The sequence below is a fragment of the Nocardia sp. SSK8 genome, assembly GCF_037034205.1.
Classification (GTDB): Bacteria; Actinomycetota; Actinomycetes; order Mycobacteriales; family Mycobacteriaceae; genus Nocardia.
Genome location: NZ_JBAGKD010000002.1, coordinates 88,204 through 106,803 on the forward strand (window position 1 = coordinate 88,204; position 18,600 = coordinate 106,803).

Consider the following 18,600-nt stretch of genomic DNA (forward strand, 5'->3'; position numbering starts at 1 on the left):
AATGCCTGCCGACCGGCAGCGATGGGTGGAGTAAGGGGACTGGGTCCGTGGGGTTGATTGCCGATGTGCCGCGCGCGGTGCGCAATGTGTGGTCGGTGTCGTTCGGCGAGGGCATCGAGCCGGACGACCCGGCGCCCTCGACGACGGTCTACGAGGGCAGGCACCGTCACCTGAAGCGCTACGACCGCGCGAGCGCGGCGACGGGTAATCCGGTGCTGCTGGTGCCGCCGCTGGCGGTCACCCCGTCCTGCTTCGACCTGCGCTCCGGCCAGAGCCTGGTGCGGTACCTGCTCGAGCAGGGCAGGCAGGTCTATGTCATCGATTACGGCCACTTCGGCTACGCCGACCGCGATCTCGGCCTCGAGGACTGGACCCACGACATCCTGCCCGAGGCCGTGCGGCGCGTCGCCGAGGACCACGATGGCCCGGTCGACCTGATCGGCTGGTCGCTGGGCGGCGTGATGTCGCTGCTCACCGCGGCCGCCCACGCCGACCTGCCGATCGCCTCGATCACCGCGCTCGCCCCGCCCATCGATCAGCGCCGCACCGCCATGCTGGCGCCGCTGCGGCTGGTCGGCAAGGTCACCGGTGGCCGGGAGATGGCTCTGGCGACCAAGATCATGGGCGGGATCCCGCAGGAGTTCGTGCGGATCGGCTTCCGGCTGCAGGCCTTCGACCGGGAGCTGGCCCGGCCGATGTTCCTGGCGCGCAACGCCCTCGACACCGAGGCACTGGCCCGGATGGCGGCCACCGACCGGTTCATGTCGAGCATGCCCGGCTATCCCGGCCGCTCGTACTGGCAGATCCACCGCAGCCTGGTGCTGCGCAACGAGCTGGCCACCGGCTCGGTCCGGCTGCGCTCGGATCTGGTGATCGAGCTGGCCAAGGTCACCTGCCGGGTGCTGCTGATCGGCAGCCGCGGTGACGTGGTGGTGCCCGCCGCCGCGGTGCGCCGGGGCCTGGAGGTGCTGCCGCACGCCGAGGCGGAATACGTCGAGGTCCGCGGCGGTCATCTGGGCCTGCTGGCCAGTCCGACCGCCGCGGAATCGACCTACCCGGTCATCGGGGAGTTCCTCAGCCGCTGATCGCCGCCGCGCCGTGCTGGGTGCGTAGCTGGTGCTTGACGACCTTGCCCCCGGCATTGCGCGGCAGTGCCTCGACCACGACGAGCGCCTTGGGGTGCTTGTAGCGGGCCAGGTGCGCGTTGAGGTGTTCGGTGAGATCGGCGAGCTCGATGGCCGCGTCGTCCTCCACTGCGACGACGGCCACGGGCACCTCGCCCCACTTGTCGTCGGCCCGGCCGATCACCGCGGCCTCGCGGATGCGCGGGTGGGCGAAGAGCACGTTCTCCACCTCGGCGCAGTAGATGTTCTCGCCGCCGGAGATGATCATGTCCTTCTTGCGGTCCACCACATAGACGAAGCCCTCCTCGTCGCGCCGCACCAGATCGCCGGAGTGGAACCAGCCCCCGGCGAAGGCATCGGCGGTGGCGCGCGGGTTGTTCCAGTACTCGCGCATCATGGTCGGTCCGCGATAGACGATCTCGCCGATCTCGCCGGGCGCGACATCGTTCATCTCGTCGTCGACGACGCGGGTCGCGATGGTGGGGATCGGCTTGCCGACCGAACCGAGCTTGCGGATGGCGTCCTCGCCGTCGAGCACGCAGGTGATCGGCGACATCTCGGTCTGCCCGAACACCGCCACGTTCAGCGCGTCCGGGAAGGTCTCGGCCATCGCCCGCAGCACGGTGTCCGAGGCGGGGGCGGCACCCCAGCTGATCACCCGCAGCCGCAGATCCCGCTGCGGCACACTGGGATCGGCGCACACGATCTGCCACTGCGCGGGCACGAGGAACACCGAGGTGGCGCGTTCGCGTTCCCACGCGTCGAGCACCTCGGTGGCGTCGAAGGCCTGCAGCGGATGGATCACCGTGAGCGTGCCGAGCACGAAACAACTGGCGATACTGCCCAATCCGGCGATGTGGAACAGCGGTGAGGCGCAGAAGGCGATGTCGTCGGTGGTGTAGCGCATGGCCCGGATACAGGTCAGCGCCTGGGCCTGCATATTGAGGTGGGTCAGCACCGCGCCCTTGGGGTTGCCGGTGGTACCCGAGGTGTACATGATCAGCGCGGCTGAATCCTCGGGGACATCGCGCGGTTCGTGCGGTGCGCCGTCCTCGGCGATCAGGTCCTCGTAGCCGAGCACACCGTCACCGGTCGGCGCGCCGACCACGATCCGGGTGCGCAGCGTGTCGGTGGCCGCGGCCACCGCGGCGGCCAGCGGGGCCAGCACCGCGTCGGTGACCAGCACCGCGCTGCCGCTGTCGTTCACCTGGTACACCAGTTCGGGCGGGGTGAGCCGGAAGTTCACCGGCACCGCGATGGCGCCGAGGGTGTTCACGGCGAACACCGTCTCGATGTACTCGGTGTTGTTGAGCATCAGGATCATCACCCGGTCACCGGGGGCCACGCCGCGGCGGGCGAGCGCGTCGGCCAGGCGCTGGACCCGCGTGTGCAGCTCGCCCCAGGTGGTGGTGTGGCCGAGGAAGCGCAGCGCGGGCGCGTCGGGCTGGGTGGTGGCGTGCAGGGCGATCTGGTTCATCCAGTGATTGCGGCGCGAGCGCAGCGGTTCGGCGGCAGGGGTCATCGGAAACGTCTCCTCGGGAGCGTGGACTAGGCCGGGTCGGCGATCGGAGCGGGCGCACCGGCGAAACGCGGTGGGCGGCGGGTCAGCATGGCGGTCATGCCCTCGAGGAAATCGGGGGAGACGAGCAGCTCGGACTGCCCCTTCTTCTCCCGGTCCAGGGCGGCGTCGAGTTCGGCCAGAGTCGCGGCATTGATCGCGGCCTTGGTGAGCTCGAGGGCGCGGCGGGGACCGGCGGCGAGTTTGGCGGCCACCGCGTCGATCTCGGCATCGAGCTCGGCGGCGGGCAGGCTGCGGGTGATCAGCCCGGCAGCGGCGGCCTCGGGCGCGGGCAGCCGGGCCCCCAGCAGGGCCATTTCCGCGGCGCGCGCCCGGCCCATCGCGGCGGCGACCATGGCGGTGGCGCCCCCGTCGGGCATCAGGCCGATGGAGGTGAACGGCAGCAGCAGATAGGCGGTGTCGGCGGCGTAGATCAGGTCAGCGGCCAGCACGATCGAGGTGCCCACCCCGGCGGCGGGCCCGTTGACCCGCGCGATCACCGGCAGCGGTGAGTCCACGATCGCGCGGATCACGCCGTTGGCGCTGTCCATGATCCGCTCGGGAGCGGCCTCGTTGCCTCCGGCCGCGGCCGCGGCGGCCAGATCGGCGCCGGTGCAGAAAGCCTTGCCCGCCCCGGTCAGCACGATCACCCGTACCTCGGGCCGGGTGTGCGCCGCGGCGATGAGCTCGCCGAGCTCGTCCATGGTCGCCAGGTCGATCGCGTTCATCCGCGCCTGACGGTCGATGGTGAGCCGCAGGACGCCGTGTTCCTCCTGGATCAGCACGCTCTCGCTCATCGGGCCACCGCCCCGACCAGCGCACCGGCCAGACGACCCGCGATGAGATCCTCGGCCTCGCGCACGATCCGGCCCACCAGCTCCGCGCAGGTGGGGATGTCGTGGATCAGCCCCTGACATTGGCCGACACTCCAGATGCCCGCGTCCAGATCGCCGTTCTCGTAGACCTTGCGGCCCCGCGCGCCCGCCACCAGCTCGCGCACATCGGCGAAGGTGCCACCGCCGCGCTCGATCTCGATGACCTCGCGGCTGACCGCGTTGTCGGCCACCCGGGCGGTGTTGTTCATGGTCCGGAAGATCAATTTGGTGTCCAGCTCGGTATTGGTCACGATCTTCTCCTTCACGGCGTGCGCGATCGGCGACTCCACGGTGCACAGGAACCTGGTGCCCATATTGACCCCGTCGGCGCCCAGCGCCATGGCCGCGACCAGCCCGCGCGCGTCGGCGATGCCGCCGGAGGCGATCATCGGGATCTCCAGCTCGCGCGCCGCGGCGGGGATCAGCACCAGGCCGGGGGTGTCGTTCTCACCGGGGTGTCCGGCGCATTCGAAGCCGTCGATGCTCACCGCGTCCACGCCCACCTGCTGGGCCTTGAGCGCGTGCTTGACGCTGGTGCACTTGTGCAGCACCTTGATGCCCGCGTCCTTGAGGAAGGGCAGGTGGGTGGCCGGATTGCCGCCCGCGATCTCCACGATCGGCACGCCGCCGTCGATGATCGCCTGCCGGTATTCCGCGTACGGCGGGGGCGTGATGGACGGCAGGATCGTCAGATTCACCCCGAACGGCTTGTCGGTGAGGTCCCTGGTCCGGGCGATCTCCTCGCGCAGCGCCTGCGGCGTCGGCTGGGTCAGCCCGGTGAGGATGCCCAGCCCGCCCGCCTCGGACACGGCGGCGGCGAGTTCGGCCCGGCCGACCCACATCATCCCGCCCTGCACGATCGGGTGCTCGACACCGAAGGCCTCGGTGAATCGGGTGCGCAGCATTTGCGCTCTCCCTCCGGATTCGTCGTTCCCCGCAGTGGCGCCGTGCCGCGACAGCCCTTTGCAACTGAAGAGAATCGTGATTAACTTATCGAGAATTACGATTAACTTAACGGTGGCTGGCGCGGCCTGTCAATAGGCCGCGCGGTCTGCTGGAACCCGTGGGCGCCCTGCCCGGCCTGTGTCGTGCGGGGCCGCCGTCGAGCTATCTGAAGGATGGTCGAGAATGACCGAAACCCCCACTACCGCCCCCATTTCTGCGAAGATGGTGCACACGGTGAACCCGGCCACCGGTGCGCAGGTCGGCAGCTGGACGGTCGACGACGCCGAGAGCGTCGCCGCCGCGGTGGCGCGCGCCCGCACCGCGGCGCGGACCTGGAGTGAACTCGGGTTCACCGGGCGGAAGCGGGCACTCCTACGCTGGGCCGCTGGCATCGTGAATAACATCGATGAGTTCTGCGCGCTGATCAAGGCCGAGAACGGCAAGCCGCTCGAGGACGCGTATCTCGAGGTGATCACCGCCGTCGAGCATCTGAACTGGGCCGCCGAGAACGCGGGCAAGGTGCTGAAGCCCAAGAAGGTCTTTCCCGGCCTGCTGATGGCCAACCACGAAGCCGTCATCGAGCAGCGCCCGCACGGCGTGGTCGGCGTGATCGGCCCGTGGAACTACCCCGTGTACACCCCCAACGGGTCCATCGCCTACGCGCTGGCCGCGGGCAACACCGTCGTGTTCAAGCCCAGCGAGCTCACCCTGGGTGTCGGGCACTGGTTCGCCGAGGCCTTCGTCAAGGCCAATCCGGATCTGCCCCAGGGCATCCTGAGCGTGGTCAGCGGTGCCGGCGAGACCGGGCGCGCGCTGGTGGAATCCGGCGTCGACATGATCGCCTTCACCGGCTCGACCGCCACCGGCAAGCGCATCATGGCCGCCGCCGCGCAGCGCCTGACCCCGGTGGTCCTGGAATGCGGGGGCAAGGACGCGGCGATCGTGGCCGAGGACGCCGATGTCGCCGCGGCCGCGGACGCCATCGTCTGGTCGGCCATCGCCAACTCCGGGCAGACCTGCGTCGGCACCGAACGCTGCTATGTGGTCGAATCGGTGCTCGAGGAATTCCTCGCCGAGGTCCGCACCCGGGTCGCCGAGCTGAAGCCGGGCTCGGGCCCGGACGCTTCCTACGGCCCGATGACGCTGCCCGCCCAGGTCACGGTCGTCACCGAGCACGTCGAGGACGCCCTCGACAAGGGCGCGACGCCGATCGTCGGCGGCCGGGAGTCCATCCAGGCGCCGTTCGTGCACCCGATCGTGCTGCTCGACGCCCCCGAGGATTCGGCGGCCGTGGTGGAGGAGACCTTCGGTCCCACCCTCACCGTGCGCGGCGTGCGCGATGTCGAGGAGGCCATCCAGCTGTCCAACGCCTCGCGCTACGGCCTGGCCTCGACGGTGTTCTCCCGCAAGCGCGGCATGGAGATCGCCCGGCGACTGCGCGTCGGCGCCACCTCGGTGAACAGCCCGGCCGCCTACGCGGCTATTCCCGCGCTGCCGTTCGGCGGCGTGGGGGAGTCCGGCATCGGCCGCATCCACGGCGCGGCCGGGCTGCTCGGCTTCACCCGCCCGCATTCGATCGCGCGGCAGCGTTTCGCCGTCCCCGGCATGGCGTTGCTGTCGTTCGCCCGCACCGAGTCGACCATGTCGCTGGTGCGCACACTCACCGCCCGTCGTTTCGGGCGCGCCAAGTAGTCCCCCTTCCCCCTACGAAAAGCGAGGAACACACTCATGGGCGTCGAATTCAGCCCGGAACAGCAGGATTTCGCCGCGGCGGTCGCCGCGTTCGCCAAGCGCGAGGCGGGCACCAGGGAGAAGCGCGACGCGCTCACCGACCACGACGCGGAGCAGCACAACGCCGGGGTGTACGGCAAGATGGCCGAGCTGGGCTGGCTGGGCCTGACCGTGCCCGAGGAGTACGGCGGCTCGGACGCCTCGATGGTCGATATGTGCATCCTGCTCGAGGAGAGCCTGCGCGGGCTGCTGCCGATCGGGGCCATCGGCCCGACCCTCATCACCGGCGGTGCCTACGCCAAGTTCGGTACCGAGGCGCAGAAGGAGACCGTGCTGCGCGGCATCGTTCGCGGTGCGTCGCAGTCGATCTCGATGTCGGAACCGGAGGCGGGCTCCGACGTCGGCAACATCACCACCCGCGCGGAGAAGACCAGCGACGGCTGGCTGATCAACGGCCAGAAGACCTGGTGTTCGAACGCGCACATCTCCGAGAACATCCTGCTGGTCGCGCGCACCGACCGCAGCGGCGGCAAGCACGAGGGACTCACCATGTTCCACGTGCCCGCCAACACCCCCGGCCTGAAGATCAGCCCGATCGAGCTGATGGGGAATCAGAAGGAGACCAACGACCTGTACTTCACCGACTGCGTGCTCCCCGAGGACGCGGTGGTCGGCGAGGTCGGCAACGGCTGGCGCCAGCTGATGACCGGCCTGAACTTCGAACGCCTGGTTCTGGCCGCGATGAGCCTGGGCACCGCCGAGCGCGCCTTCGAGGACACCCTGCAGTTCATCAAGGAGCGCAAGCAGTTCGGCAGGCCGATCGGGTCCTTCCAGGCCCTGCGCCACCGCGTCGCCGACCTGGCGACCGAGATCGAATGCACCAAGCTGCTGGTCTACAGCGTGGCGGCCGCGGTCGACGCGGCCCCGACCAAGACCTTCGCCCGCGAGGCGTCGATGGCCAAGCTCAAGGCCACCGAGACCGCCAAGCAGGTGGCCCTGGCCGGGATGCAGATGATGGGCGGCTACGGCTACGCCCGCGAGTTCGACATGGAGAAGCACGTGCGCGGCGCCCTGGTCTCGACCATCTTCGGCGGCACCAGCGAGATCCAGCGCGACATCATCGGCAAGACCTTCGGCCTGTAGCGCAGGAGGGGAATGGGCGCCCGGCCGGAATCTCCGGCCGGGCGCCCGTCGTTTGTCGCGCGGGGGAAGGCTAGCGCGGGAGCGGACGGCCCAGCAGGATCGTCTCCAGCAGCTGGACCACCGTCGGCTGCGGGCAGATCTCGTCGCCGAAGGCCCGGCCCAGGTCGACGACCAGGCTGAACGCCGCGTGCACCAGGATCCTGGCCTCGCCCATCGACAGTTCCGGCCGGGCGGCCACGACCAGCTTGGCCCATTCGGCGATGATCAGCTGCTGCAGATGCCGCAGCGTCACCTGGTCGGCGTGGTCGACATGGCTGAACTCGGCGTAGTAGACGAAGGTCAGCGCGCGTTCGTCGAACGACCCGGCCACATACAGCTCGATCAGTGTCGCCAGCGCCGCCGCGGGAGTGTCGGCCGCGGCGATGGCCGGGGCGATCGCCGCCGAGACCCGGTCGGCCGCGCGCCGGAACGCCGCCACCAGCAGATCACTCTTGCTCCGGTAGTAGCGGTAGACCGCCGAGGCGGCCGACAGATCCGCGGCCCCGGCGATGTCCTCCATGCTGACATTCGGATAGCCGCGCTCGTGGAACAGCTCCACCGCCTTGCGCAGCAGCAGATCGTGCTTGAACGGCTGGTAGCGGTCCTTGGCCGAACCGGCCGGGGCGGTGCCGTCGGGGCGGACCAGGTCCGCGTCGATGAGCGCCCAGCTGGTCGCCGTGAGCAGCGGGGCCAGCGCCTTGGCGGGCACCGTCGCGTGGTGGTCGCCGATGCTGCTGACCACGGCGAAGATGGCGACCGCGCGAATGGCCCGGTCGCGCCGGTCCAGTTCCGGCCGGACCTCCCCGATCAGCGTGCGCAGGGCGGCGATGGCCGCGGCGAACTGGGCATTGAGCTCGTCGAAGTCGGCGGGCTCTAGATAGCGGCGCTCCCAGCGCACCAGCGCCACGGTGGGCCGGTTGGCGATGGTCAGGCCGATGATCGCGTCCACCACGTGGTCGACCCGCTCGCGCGGCGACCACCCGGCGGCCTCCTCGGGCAGCTCGGTCGCGCTCAGCGCCAGCCCGGACAGGCGCAGCAGCTCCTCGCGGAACAGCGCGTACTTGCTCGGGAAGTGCCGGTAGAGGGCGGTGGAGCTGATGTCGAGCCGCCGGGCGATGTCGTCCATGCTGACACCGTGGTAGCCGTGCGCGCCGAACGCGGCCGCCGATTCCGCCGCGATCTGCGCACGCCGGTTCTTCGGCCTGCGCCGGATCTGGCGCTCCGGTGTCTGCGGAGCTGCTTCGTCTGCCTGCTTGCTCGTCGTCTTGCCCTTTGTTCCTCGCGGGGAGCGCACGGTCCCGATGATCTTGCCCGTCATGCTATCGCCTGCGCCGGGCGGCTCGGCGCACCGGATTCGCTCACTGGGCGGGCACCGCCGGTAGTGGCGAGCTCACCTTCTCGACCAGCCAGCGGTCGGCGTCGTGGCGCAGGCTCAGCACCATCGAGAGCTGGCCCGGCTTGGCCTTGTGCTCGGTGCCGAGGCTGGAGATGGTCGTGCCGATCACCACGATCGCCTCGGCGGCGTCCTCGTCGCCGCTGCGCAGCGCGCACTGGGTGTCGGTGGTCGCCGAGACCACCTCGCCCTGGGTGAGCGCCTCGCGCAACTCGGTGCTGGTGGCTTCGAACTGCTTCTTCCAGTCGCCGGTCGCGCCGTCGAGCACGGCGGTGAAATAGCTGTCGAGGTTCTTGCTGTCGTAGTCGGCCAGCACCGGGCCGTAGTGGCAGGCGGCCTCGCGGGCCTGCTGCTGGGCGGCCAGGAGGTCCTTGCTGTCCTTGTTCTCGACGAACAGGAACACCGAGGTCGCCACGGAGGCGCCGAGCACGACGGCCGCGGCGCCGCGCAGCCCGAGGGTCCGGCGGTCCACCGCCCACCATTTCTTCGCGGGCGCCGGGGTGGGCTCGTCGGATGTCGGTGTGCTGGTGGGTGTTTCGTCAGTGGTCATGGTGTGACAAGCTCCTCATCGGGGTGCGGGGACCGCGGGCTGGGACAGTTCGTCGCCGGTGACACCGGGCGGCGGGCCCGCGCCGTTGTCGGGACCCGGCGGTCGGGGCGCGTTGGCCGACCCGCGCACCTGCAGCGCGGGATTGTCGGTGACGCAGTAGTTGTAGAGCCGCACCCGGGTATCGGTGGTGACCGTGGTCGGCACGATCGGGACGGTGTCGTAGTCGCAGGTGGGGCGCGGCCACGGGTCGACGAGCGTGAAGAAGGCGTTGTCGTGGGCCGGGACGCCGACCGCCTCCGCGAAGCGGCTCAGGGTGGGGAACAGCAGCTCGATGGCGGGCTGGCGCAACTTGGCCGCGCGGGTGATGGCGACGAAATTGGTCACCAGATCGGTGATGGGATCGTGGGTGCGCGAGAGGAACCCGCCGAGCGTGGCCAGCTGACCCGGCCCCTGCTCGAGCAGGTGGCGCAACTCGGCGTCGGCGGCGGTGAACTGCTGGAACAGCGCGCTGCCCGCCCCGGTGAGGGTGCCCAGGTCCGGCTGGGCGTGCGAGGTGGTCTCCGCGATGACCTCGAGATTGCGCAGCAGCTGCTCGGTTTGTGGGAGCAGATCGGTGAGCCCGGCCATGGCCCGGCTGAGCCCGGCGATCATATTGCGCAGGCTGTCCGGGCCGCCTGCCAGCGCCTTGTCGAGCTCGTCGACGATGACATTGAGCCGCTCGGGATTCATCCCGCCGACCAGCCCGGCCATATTGCCCAGCACCGACTGCACCTGCACCGGCACCGCGGTATCGGCCCGGGCGATCACCGCACCGTGCGCCAGATACGGGCCGGTCTCGGTCTCGGGCCGGAAGTCCAGATACTGCTCCCCGGCCGCCGAGAGCCGCGCGACGGCGACCGTGCCGCCCCGCGGGATCCGGGTGTTCGCCTCGATCTCGGCCACGGCCGCGATCCCCGTGCCGTCGACGCGCACGTCGTCGACGCGGCCGACCCGCACGCCACGGAAGGTCACGTCACTGCCGACGGTGAGCCCGCCGGAGGTCGCCAGTTCGACGGTGACGGTGTACCGCTCGCCGGTCGGATCGATCCGCAGCACCGCGCCACCCAGATACAGGCTGCCCAGCACCAGCACCACGACCAGCCCGGCATTGGCGACCGCCACGCGGCGGCGAACCAGCCACTGCCACAACGGTGAATTCATCGGGGTCCCTCCTGCGGCGGCTGCTGCGGGGTGCTGGTGAGGCGGCCGGTCACCTTGGCGATCACATCGGTGAGGCTGCCGACGAAGGCGGGGATGTCGGTGCCGTCGGGCCAGCGGCTACCCGCCGGATCGGTGATCGCGCCGATATCGAGGTAGGACAGGATCGCCCCGACCGAGAGGTTCGGCCCGCGCATGCTGTCCATCACCGAGGGATAGATCTGGTGGAAGCCGTCCAGGGCGCCGGTCAGATCGTCGCCCATCTGCACGAACCCGTTCATCAGGTTCTGGATGCTCTGGAACAGGCTGACGAACTGCGGCCCGTTGGTCGCGCTGAAATCGCCGAGCGCGTCCATGGTCACCGCCACCTTGGAGATCAGGTCGACGATGGCCTGATTGTTCTCCGCGAACAGCCCGATCAGCTGCGGGAAACTGTCTGCGGCCGCGCCCAGTTCGGCTTTGCGCCGGGCCAATTCGCCGGTGAGCACCGACAGGCCGTGCAGCGTGGCGTCCAGATCACCGGTGCGCTCGTTGAGCGCGGTGATGACCGCGGTCATCTCGCCGATGAGGTGCTGCAACTGCGGTGCCTTGCCCGCGAAGATGGAGTCGAGTTCGGCGGTGACCCGGGCGGCCTGGTTCAGGCCGCCGCCGTTGATCAGCATCGACACCGACATCATCAGCTGTTCGACCGAGGCCGCCGAGGCGGTGTGCTCGGCGCCGATGGTGGCGCCCGGGCGCAGCGGTGGCCCGGCCTCCTCGGCGCTGGGCAGGGTCACGGCCACGAAGATGTCACCGAGCGGGGTGGCCTGGCGCAGCTCGACGGTGGTGCCCTCGGGCAGCTGGATGTCGGTGCGGATCAGCATCTCCACATCGGCCAGGAACGAGGTGGTCGAGATGCCGGTGACCACCCCGATATCGGTGCCGCCGATCTTCACGTGCGCCCGGTCGGGCAGGTTGAGCGCGTCCCGGAAGGTGGCGTGCAGGGTGTAGCCGGGGCCGCCGATCCCGGGTTCGGGCATCGGCAGCTCGGCCACGGTCAGCGAGCAGCCGGTGGCCGAGACGGTGACGGCGGCGGCGCACAGGGCCGCGGCCAGCGTGGTGCGCAGTGTCATTTCGTGAGTCCCAACAGCGCGGCGGTCAACCCGAAATCCGGGCCCATATCGGAGATCTTGCCGGTGCGGCAGCCGTCCAGACGCATCTGCACGCGCTCACAGAAGGTGGCCAGTACCTCGCTGTCCAGCACGATCTTGTCGAGCAGACCGTGCAGGCGCAGGGCCTGGTGTTCGTAGCTGATCGCGTTGTCGAAGTTCTGGAACATCAGCGGGCCGACATCGATGATCTCGGTGAGATTGCGGGCATTGGCCCGCATCTGGGCGGCGATGGCGACGAACTTGGTCAGCGCTCCGGCGAGCTGGTCCTGGTTCTGCCCGACCACCGAGGAGGTGTTGGTGATGAAGTCGTCGAGCTGGGCCAGCACCGCCTGCAGGCCGGGGGACTGCTGACCGAACAGCGCCACCAGTTCGGTGATGCGCCCGCTGAAATCCCGCACCGTCTGGTCGTTCTCGGCGATGACCTGGGTGATTTCCTGGAGTTTCACGATGGTGTTGGCGATCTGGTCCTTGTTGGCGAAGGTCACCTCGAAGGCCGCCGAGAGCTCGTCGAGGGTCTCGCGCAGCCGGTCGCCGTTGCCGTCGAGCAGCGGGAACAGCACCCGGCTGGCCATCGGCCCGTCCTCGCTGTCCCCTTTGAGCGCCTCGCCCAGCTGATCGAAATTGGCCAGGATGCGGTCGAGTTCGACCGGGGTCCGGGTGCGGGCCAGCGGCAGGTGTGCGCCGTCGGCGAGCTCGGGCCCGGACCCGGTGTAGGCCGGGGCGAGTTCGACGTGGCGGTTGGTGATCAGCTGCGGCGAGATGAGCGCGGCCATCGCGTCGGCGGGAATGCGCACCTCGCGATCGATCGACATCACCACCTCGACGTAGCTGCCGCGCGGGGTCACCGAGTCGACCACGCCGACCGGCACCCCGAGCACCGCGACCTCGTTGCCGGGGTAGAGCCCGGCCACGTTCTCGAAATCGGCGCTGATCGTCTTCTGCTCGCTCAGCAGGCGGTCACCGAGCCCGGTGACGCTGTCGGGCAGCAGGGCGCAGCCCGACGCGAACAGTGCCGCCAGGCACAGTGTCGCGAGTTTGCTCGTCCTCATCAGTTGCACCCCTGTACGGCCTGCGCGAAGCACAGCCAGTTGTCCGGCAGGATCCACGGCGCCCAGATCTCGCCGTAGGGTCCGTTGCCCAGCAGATTGTTGAACTGGCGCAAGGTGACCGGCGCGATCTCGTAGAGCCGGTCCAGGTTCTCCTTGTTCTTGGTCAGCCCGTCGGACATGGTGTTGAGGTTGGCGATCAGCGGACCGAGTTCCCCGTTGTTCTCGATGCCCATGTCCTGCAGCAGCTTCGACATCTCGGCCACGTTGTCGAGCAGCTGGGCGAGCAGCGTCTGCCGCTGCTGGACCGCGGCGCCGATCGCCTCACCCCTGGTCAGCAGGACGAGCACGCTGTTGCGGTTGTCCGAGACCAGCTGGGAGACCTGATCCATGCTCTTCAGCAGGGTGTCGACCTCGTCGCGCCTGCTGTTGATCACCTGCGCCAGTGCGCCGATGCTGTCGAGCGCCTGCACCGCCATGGCCGGGGAATCGCCGAGCTGGGCACTGAACACATCCAGCGCGGCGCGCAGCTTGGCCGGGTCGATGCGCTCGATCCGCTCGAACGAGGAGGTGTACTTCGGATCCTGGATCACCTTGCTCAGGTTGTAGGGCACGGAGGTGTTCTCCAGCTTTATCCGATTGCCGGGCAACCCTTTTCCATCACCGGGCACCAGGTCGATGTGCAGGCGGCCGAGGATGGTCGACATCTTGATCGCCGCGCGGGCGTCGGGGCCGAGGCGGATGTCGTGGCGGATGCGCAGGGCGACGTCGACCTTGTCGTTCACCAGCTTCACCGACTGGACCGCGCCGACCTCGATACCGGAGATGTCGACGGTCGCCCCCGGTTGCAGACCGGCGGCCTGGGCGAATTCGGCGTGCACGGTGATGTCACCCAGGCGCACCTGGGTGAGCAGGCTGGAGGCACCCAGCAGCACCAGCACGGACGCGGCCGCGATCAGCCCGAGCCGCAGGTGCCGGTTGTGCCGCAGGAAGGCTGGAACGCGTAGCTCGATCATCGACACACTCCCGATTGCGCGGTGCCGCCGACCTGTGAGAACAGGCCTTCGGGCAGGAGCACACCCCACAGCGAGACGTCGAGGCGGCAGATGTAGGCGTTGCCGTAGGTCCCGTACTGGGTGAACCGGGCCACGCCGTTGAGGAAGTCGGGGAACTCGACCGCCATGCGATCGAGCGCGGCCCCGTTGTAGAGCAGCATCAGCACGCCGGTGGTCGCGTTGCGCTGCGCGTCGGCCATCCCGGGCTTGACCTGACCGATCAGCGAGACCAGCGAGTCCGTCGCCCCCGCCACCCGCTCCACTGAACTCTTGAGCGTCTCGCCTTCGGCGTAGAGCCCGTCCATCAGGCTGCGGGTCTGGGTGATCAGCGTTTCCAGTTCGCCGCTGCGGTTGGCCAGACCCGCCATGACCGAACTGAGATTGCTCAGGACGTCACCGAGGATCTGGTCGCGCTCGCCGAAGGTGCCCGCCAGCTGCGCGGCCTGGGTGATCAGCGCCGAGAGCGACACCTCGTTGCCCTGCAGCGCCTGGATCAGCGTCTCCGACAGCGAGTTGATCTGATCGGGTTGCAGCACACTGAACAGCGGCTCGAATCCGGACAACAGTGAGGACACGTCGAAGGACGGCTCGGTCCGGTCGAGCGGGATCTGCGACCCCGGGCCCAGCACCGCTCCCGCCTCGGTGCCGGGCGCCAGGGCGAGATAGCGCTGGCCGATCAGATTCTGGTAGCGCACCAGGGCCTTGGTGGTGTCGGTCAGATGCTGGCGCGACTCGATCCGGAAATCGACGCGGGCGGCGTAGTTCTCGGTGAAGTCGATCTTGTCGACCCGCCCGACCCGCACACCGGCCATCCGCACGTCGTCACCGACCCGCAGGCCGAGGACATCGGTGAACACCGCCGAATAGCTCGCGGTGTTGCCGGGGACGCTGCGCTGCAAGGTCGACCAGATCGTGTAGGTGAGCACGGTCGCCAGCACGACGAACAGGCTGAAGCCGATCAGCGCTTTGCCGGATTTCACTGCTGGACACCCCCTTCGGTGTCGGGGACGACGGGGATATCGCCGAGGATCGAGCCGAGCAGCAGCAGCTGGCTGAAGTTCGGCTGTCCGCCGACCAGGGCCGAGATCGCCGCGATGCCGGTGAGGCGGGGCTGCGACGCCGGGGCGGTCGCGGGCGCGGGATCGACGGCCGCGGCCGGTGCGGTGATGCCGGGAATCGCGGGCAGGCCCGGGATCGCGGGCAGGCCGGGCAGGGTCGGCAGGGTGATGCCCGGCAGGGTGGGCAGGCCGGGCAGCGTCACCGTGGGCGCCACCGGAGCGGGTCCGGCGGCGTCGAGCCATTGCGGCAGCATCGAGGCCGGATACTCCTGCGGCGGGGCGACTTCGGGGACCGTCGGTCCGCCGCAGCGCGGGCCGGTCATCTCGCCGTAACGCGGGCAGTCCTGGGCGGTGTACTGCTGGAAGGGCGTGAAGGTCACGTCCATGCGCCAGGTCATCTGCTTGCGCGCACCGAAGTTGAAGGTCTGCTGCAGTTTCCGGAACGAGGTGTTGAGATTGGCCGCGGTCGATTGCAGCGCGCCGGGGTCCTTGGCGATGCCGCCGATCAGCCCGTCCAGCCCGGCGACGAGTTCCTTGCCCGAATCCGGGTTCGCGGCGAAGAGCGCGTTGACCGAGTCGATCGTGGTATTGCCCTGCACCAGCAGATCGACCAGCTGGGCGCGGTGCTCGTTGAGCGTGCGCGCCGAGGTGACCGAATCGGCCAGCACGCCGACCAGCTCCGGCGCCGACTCGCTCAGCGCGGTCGCGGCCCGGCCCAGATTGCCGAGCAGACCGCCGATCTCGGGGATCTGGTGCACGGTGGTGAGCCACTGGTCCAGCCGCTCGATGGTGGAGCCGGGCATCCGCGCGCCCGGGTCGAGCGCGGCCGACAGGGTGGCCAGCACCCGGCCCAGCTTCTCGGGCTGGATGGTGGCCAGTACATCGCGCAGGGTGTTGAGGGTGGACTGCAGCTGGACGGTGGCCTCGCTGGTGTCCTCGGCGATGGTGGCTCCCGCGCGCAGCGTCGAGGCCGCGGTGCCGTTGTCGACCAGCTGGATCGAGGAGACGCCGAAGATATTGTCCGGGACGACGCGCGCCGTGACTGTGTTCGGGATCGTCTCGGCCAGACCGGGTTTCAGTTCGAAGGTGGCGCGCTGACGTTCGCCCTTGGCGACCATCTCCACCGAGCCGACCACGCCGACGACCATGCCGCGGAACTTCACGTCGGCGCGCTGGGGTAGCCCGTCGCCGGTGCTGGTCAGGTCGGCGCCGACCACGACCGTGTCTTCGAACTCGCCGTTGTAGCGCAGCGCGAGCAGATACAGCGCGACCGCGAAGGCGGTGATCACCGCCAGCCCCGCGAGCGTGAGCTGCGCGGGTTTGGGGCCGCGGCCGCTGGGATCGAGAATCATTCGATCGACCTATCCCGAGATCCGGAATCCGGGGTCGATACCCCAGATCGCAAGGGTGAGAAACAGATTGGTGAAGACCATCACCACGATGACCATCTTGATCGCGCGTCCGGCCGCCACTCCGACCCCTTCGGGGCCGCCGGTGGCGACGAAGCCGTAGTAGCACTGGATGAACGCGGCGATGAGCACGAACACCACGACCTTGAACAGCGAGAAGAACACGTCGCCGCCCAGCAGGAACTGGAAGAAGTAGTGGTCGTAGGTGCCCGCGGTGGTGCCGCCGAGGAACAGCACCGACAGCTTGGTCGCGATATAGGCCACCGCCAGGCCCAGGGTGTAGAGCGGGATGATGGTGATGGTCGCCGCGAGCATCCTGGTGGTCACCAGGTAGGGCAGCGGGCGGATGGCGATGGACTCGAGCGCGTCGATCTCCTCGGAGATCCGCATCGAGCCGAGCTGGGCGGTGAACCGGCAGCCGGACTGGATGGCGAAGGCGAGTGTGCCCAGGATGGGCGCGATCTCGCGGGTGGTGGCGAAACCGGAGATGGCCCCGGTGAGCGGTCCCATGGTGAGCAGGTTGAGCGCGGTATAGGACTCCACCCCCACGGTGATGCCGCCGAAGGCGCACAGCACCACCACCACGCCCACCGTGCCGCCGCCCACGATCAGCGACCCGTTGCCCCAGCCGACATCGGCGACCAGGCGTGCCACCTCCTTGCGGTAGTGGCGCAGGGTGAACGGGATGGCCAGCAGCGCCTGGAAGAACACGATGGCCTGATGTCCGATGCGCTGGTTGACCTCGACCGGGATCTTGGCCGTGTTGCCCAGCGCGCGGACCGGGCGCAGGGCGGGCGGAATGTATTCGGCGGCCATCTCACACCACCTTCGAGGGGAAGAAGCTGTTGTAGAGCTGGGTGACGATGATGTTGGTGGCGAACAGCATCAGCGCCGAGGTGACCACCGCCGAGTTCACCGAATTGGCCACGCCGCCCGGACCACCCTTGGTGTGCAGGCCGATATCGCAGGCGATGATCGCGGTGAGCGCGCCGAAGATCGCGGCCTTGAACAGCGCCACCAGCAGATCGTTGGCCACCGCGAAGGAGGCGAAGGAGCTGATGAACGAGCCGGGCGTGCCGTGCTGGGCGTAGACATTGAACAGATACGCCGTGGCGAACCCGACGAACACGATGAACCCGCACAGCAGCATGCTCACCAGCACCGCCGCGGCCAGGCGCGGGGCGACCAGCCTGCGCACCGGGTCCACGCCCATCACCTTCATGGCGTCGATCTCCTCGCGGATGGTGCGCGAGCCGAGATCGGCGCAGATGGCCGAACCGACCGCGCCCGCGATCATCAGCGAGGTGACCAGCGGCGCGCCCTGGCGGATGATGCCGAGCCCGGCCACCGCGCCGATGAAGGTGGTCGCGCCGACCTGATTGACCAGCGCGCCCACCTGGATCGAGACCACCACCGCGACCGGGATGGCGACGAAGACCGTCGGGAGGGCCGAGACATTGGCCATGAACGCGCACTGTTTGACGAACTCCTGGAACGGGAATCGCCGTCGCACCAGCGACAGGAACAGCTGCGCGAGCGCGGCCCGCCCGAGCAGGACCTGCCTGCCCAGGGTCTCGACCGACTGCTGGGGGTGTCGTCGCCAGAGCCCGGTGGCGCTGTCGATGATCCGCCCGAGTTCGGACGGTTCGGTGGCCGGTTGCGGCGTCACGCTGCACCGATCCTTTCTTGCTGCGGGGGTGGGAGCTCGGGGGCTAGAGCGTGCTCAGCCAGTGGTGGAGCAGGGCGACGAGGCCAGCGATGGCCGCCAGGCCGAGGGCGAGCACGCATAGAACGGCCAGCCACATCCCGAAGCGGAGCACCGGATTCACCCGCGTGCGGCCGCCGAGGATCTTGACAATGATCACCACGAGATCGATGACCCAGACCAGTGCCATCATCAGGTCATCGTCACGTTCGCGAAGAGCAGCACCGGCCAGCACACGATCGAGCCGAGGAACGAGACGACCAGGTCGACGCCGTGCAGGTCGCCGAGATGGCTCGTGTGGGTGAGTGTCCAGACGACCCCGACGAGGCCGTAGGGGATGCCGATGATGATGAGCGTGCCGAGGAACTCGGACACCTTCATCTCGTAGCTGAGAAACCTGTCCAGCCGTCGCAACATGGCGGTACCGGTCTTCCTTCCTGCGGGGACCGTCCAGCCGACGCGGCGCGGGCCGACGTCGTCGTCGACGGTCGTGTGATGTTGCCGAGCATTCTTGGGGAAGGGTGCTTGACGCCCGTCGATCCTCCCCGTGATCACCGGACGGCTCTGTGTTACCAGTGGCGAGATGCCGTGCACACTCCGGTTAAGTTACTACTAATTCTC

The 18,600-nt window shown here is 69.1% G+C and carries 18 protein-coding genes; 3 read left to right on the top strand and 15 right to left on the bottom strand.

The features are described 5' to 3' along the window. The first annotated feature begins 47 nt into the window (after window positions 1–47). Window positions 48–1,085 carry an alpha/beta fold hydrolase gene (locus WA675_RS03970; RefSeq protein WP_336082019.1) on the top strand — a complete coding sequence of 346 codons (1,038 nt, stop codon included), beginning with the start codon at window positions 48–50 and terminating at the stop codon, window positions 1,083–1,085. Here WA675_RS03970 and fadD5 read toward each other — a convergent pair. From fadD5 to WA675_RS03985, 3 genes are read right to left on the bottom strand one after another with little or no spacing between them, the layout of a single operon-like run. Then, entirely contained in the window at window positions 1,075–2,646 is a 1,572-nt protein-coding gene (fadD5, locus tag WA675_RS03975) for a fatty-acid--CoA ligase FadD5 (protein ID WP_336082021.1), read from the bottom strand. The two genes, WA675_RS03970 and fadD5, sit on opposite strands and share 11 nt — an antisense overlap. Window positions 2,647–2,672: 26 nt before the next feature. Then, window positions 2,673–3,479, bottom strand: a complete 807-nt coding sequence (locus WA675_RS03980; RefSeq protein ID WP_336082023.1) for an enoyl-CoA hydratase — start codon at window positions 3,477–3,479, stop codon at window positions 2,673–2,675. Then, window positions 3,476–4,462 carry an NAD(P)H-dependent flavin oxidoreductase gene (locus WA675_RS03985; protein ID WP_336082025.1) on the bottom strand — a complete coding sequence of 329 codons (987 nt, stop codon included), beginning with the start codon at window positions 4,460–4,462 and terminating at the stop codon, window positions 3,476–3,478. Before WA675_RS03985 ends, WA675_RS03980 begins: the two co-directional genes overlap by 4 nt. A gap of 223 nt (window positions 4,463–4,685) precedes the next feature. On the opposite strand from WA675_RS03985, the gene WA675_RS03990 reads away from it, so the two are divergent. Together WA675_RS03990 and WA675_RS03995 are read left to right on the top strand one after the other, a co-directional pair. Further along, window positions 4,686–6,194, top strand: a complete 1,509-nt coding sequence (locus WA675_RS03990) for an aldehyde dehydrogenase family protein (RefSeq protein WP_336082026.1) — start codon at window positions 4,686–4,688, stop codon at window positions 6,192–6,194. A 36-nt stretch (window positions 6,195–6,230) separates the two neighbouring features. Continuing rightward, a complete protein-coding gene (locus WA675_RS03995; RefSeq protein WP_336082028.1) occupies window positions 6,231–7,376 on the top strand; it encodes an acyl-CoA dehydrogenase family protein in 1,146 nt (381 codons plus the stop codon). A 70-nt stretch (window positions 7,377–7,446) separates the two neighbouring features. Here the strand turns inward: WA675_RS03995 and WA675_RS04000 are convergent, their stop codons facing one another. The 12 genes from WA675_RS04000 to WA675_RS04055 are packed head-to-tail and all read right to left on the bottom strand — an operon-like array spanning window position 7,447 to window position 18,396. Next, on the bottom strand, window positions 7,447–8,733 hold the full coding sequence (locus WA675_RS04000; RefSeq protein ID WP_336082029.1) for a TetR/AcrR family transcriptional regulator: 1,287 nt from the start codon (window positions 8,731–8,733) through the stop codon (window positions 7,447–7,449). Between the two features lie 40 nt (window positions 8,734–8,773). Next, complete coding sequence (locus WA675_RS04005; RefSeq protein WP_336082031.1) at window positions 8,774–9,358, bottom strand: hypothetical protein; 585 nt, start codon at window positions 9,356–9,358, stop codon at window positions 8,774–8,776. A 15-nt stretch (window positions 9,359–9,373) separates the two neighbouring features. Further along, window positions 9,374–10,558: an MCE family protein gene (locus WA675_RS04010; protein WP_336082032.1), complete on the bottom strand. Its 1,185-nt coding sequence runs from the start codon at window positions 10,556–10,558 to the stop codon at window positions 9,374–9,376. Then, on the bottom strand, window positions 10,555–11,667 hold the full coding sequence (locus WA675_RS04015) for an MCE family protein (RefSeq protein WP_336082034.1): 1,113 nt from the start codon (window positions 11,665–11,667) through the stop codon (window positions 10,555–10,557). The genes WA675_RS04010 and WA675_RS04015 overlap by 4 nt, the downstream gene beginning before the upstream one ends. Then, window positions 11,664–12,755, bottom strand: coding sequence for an MCE family protein (locus WA675_RS04020; RefSeq protein WP_336082036.1), 1,092 nt, complete (start codon window positions 12,753–12,755; stop codon window positions 11,664–11,666). The genes WA675_RS04015 and WA675_RS04020 overlap by 4 nt, the downstream gene beginning before the upstream one ends. Further along, on the bottom strand, window positions 12,755–13,768 hold the full coding sequence (locus tag WA675_RS04025) for an MCE family protein (RefSeq protein ID WP_336082038.1): 1,014 nt from the start codon (window positions 13,766–13,768) through the stop codon (window positions 12,755–12,757). The genes WA675_RS04020 and WA675_RS04025 overlap by 1 nt, the downstream gene beginning before the upstream one ends. Next, window positions 13,765–14,787: an MlaD family protein gene (locus WA675_RS04030; RefSeq protein WP_336082039.1), complete on the bottom strand. Its 1,023-nt coding sequence runs from the start codon at window positions 14,785–14,787 to the stop codon at window positions 13,765–13,767. Before WA675_RS04030 ends, WA675_RS04025 begins: the two co-directional genes overlap by 4 nt. After that, on the bottom strand, window positions 14,784–16,217 hold the full coding sequence (locus tag WA675_RS04035) for an MCE family protein (RefSeq protein WP_336082040.1): 1,434 nt from the start codon (window positions 16,215–16,217) through the stop codon (window positions 14,784–14,786). The genes WA675_RS04030 and WA675_RS04035 overlap by 4 nt, the downstream gene beginning before the upstream one ends. Window positions 16,218–16,226: 9 nt before the next feature. Further along, the gene (locus WA675_RS04040) at window positions 16,227–17,090 is read right to left on the bottom strand and encodes an ABC transporter permease (RefSeq protein ID WP_336082042.1); all 864 of its coding nucleotides are present in this window, start codon (window positions 17,088–17,090) and stop codon (window positions 16,227–16,229) included. Window position 17,091: 1 nt separating this feature from the next. After that, window positions 17,092–17,943: an MlaE family ABC transporter permease gene (locus WA675_RS04045; protein WP_442945556.1), complete on the bottom strand. Its 852-nt coding sequence runs from the start codon at window positions 17,941–17,943 to the stop codon at window positions 17,092–17,094. Window positions 17,944–17,986: 43 nt separating this feature from the next. Next, window positions 17,987–18,172 carry a hypothetical protein gene (locus WA675_RS04050; RefSeq protein WP_336082044.1) on the bottom strand — a complete coding sequence of 62 codons (186 nt, stop codon included), beginning with the start codon at window positions 18,170–18,172 and terminating at the stop codon, window positions 17,987–17,989. Then, window positions 18,172–18,396, bottom strand: a complete 225-nt coding sequence (locus WA675_RS04055; RefSeq protein ID WP_336082820.1) for a hypothetical protein — start codon at window positions 18,394–18,396, stop codon at window positions 18,172–18,174. Before WA675_RS04055 ends, WA675_RS04050 begins: the two co-directional genes overlap by 1 nt. Window positions 18,397–18,600 lie beyond the last annotated feature (204 nt).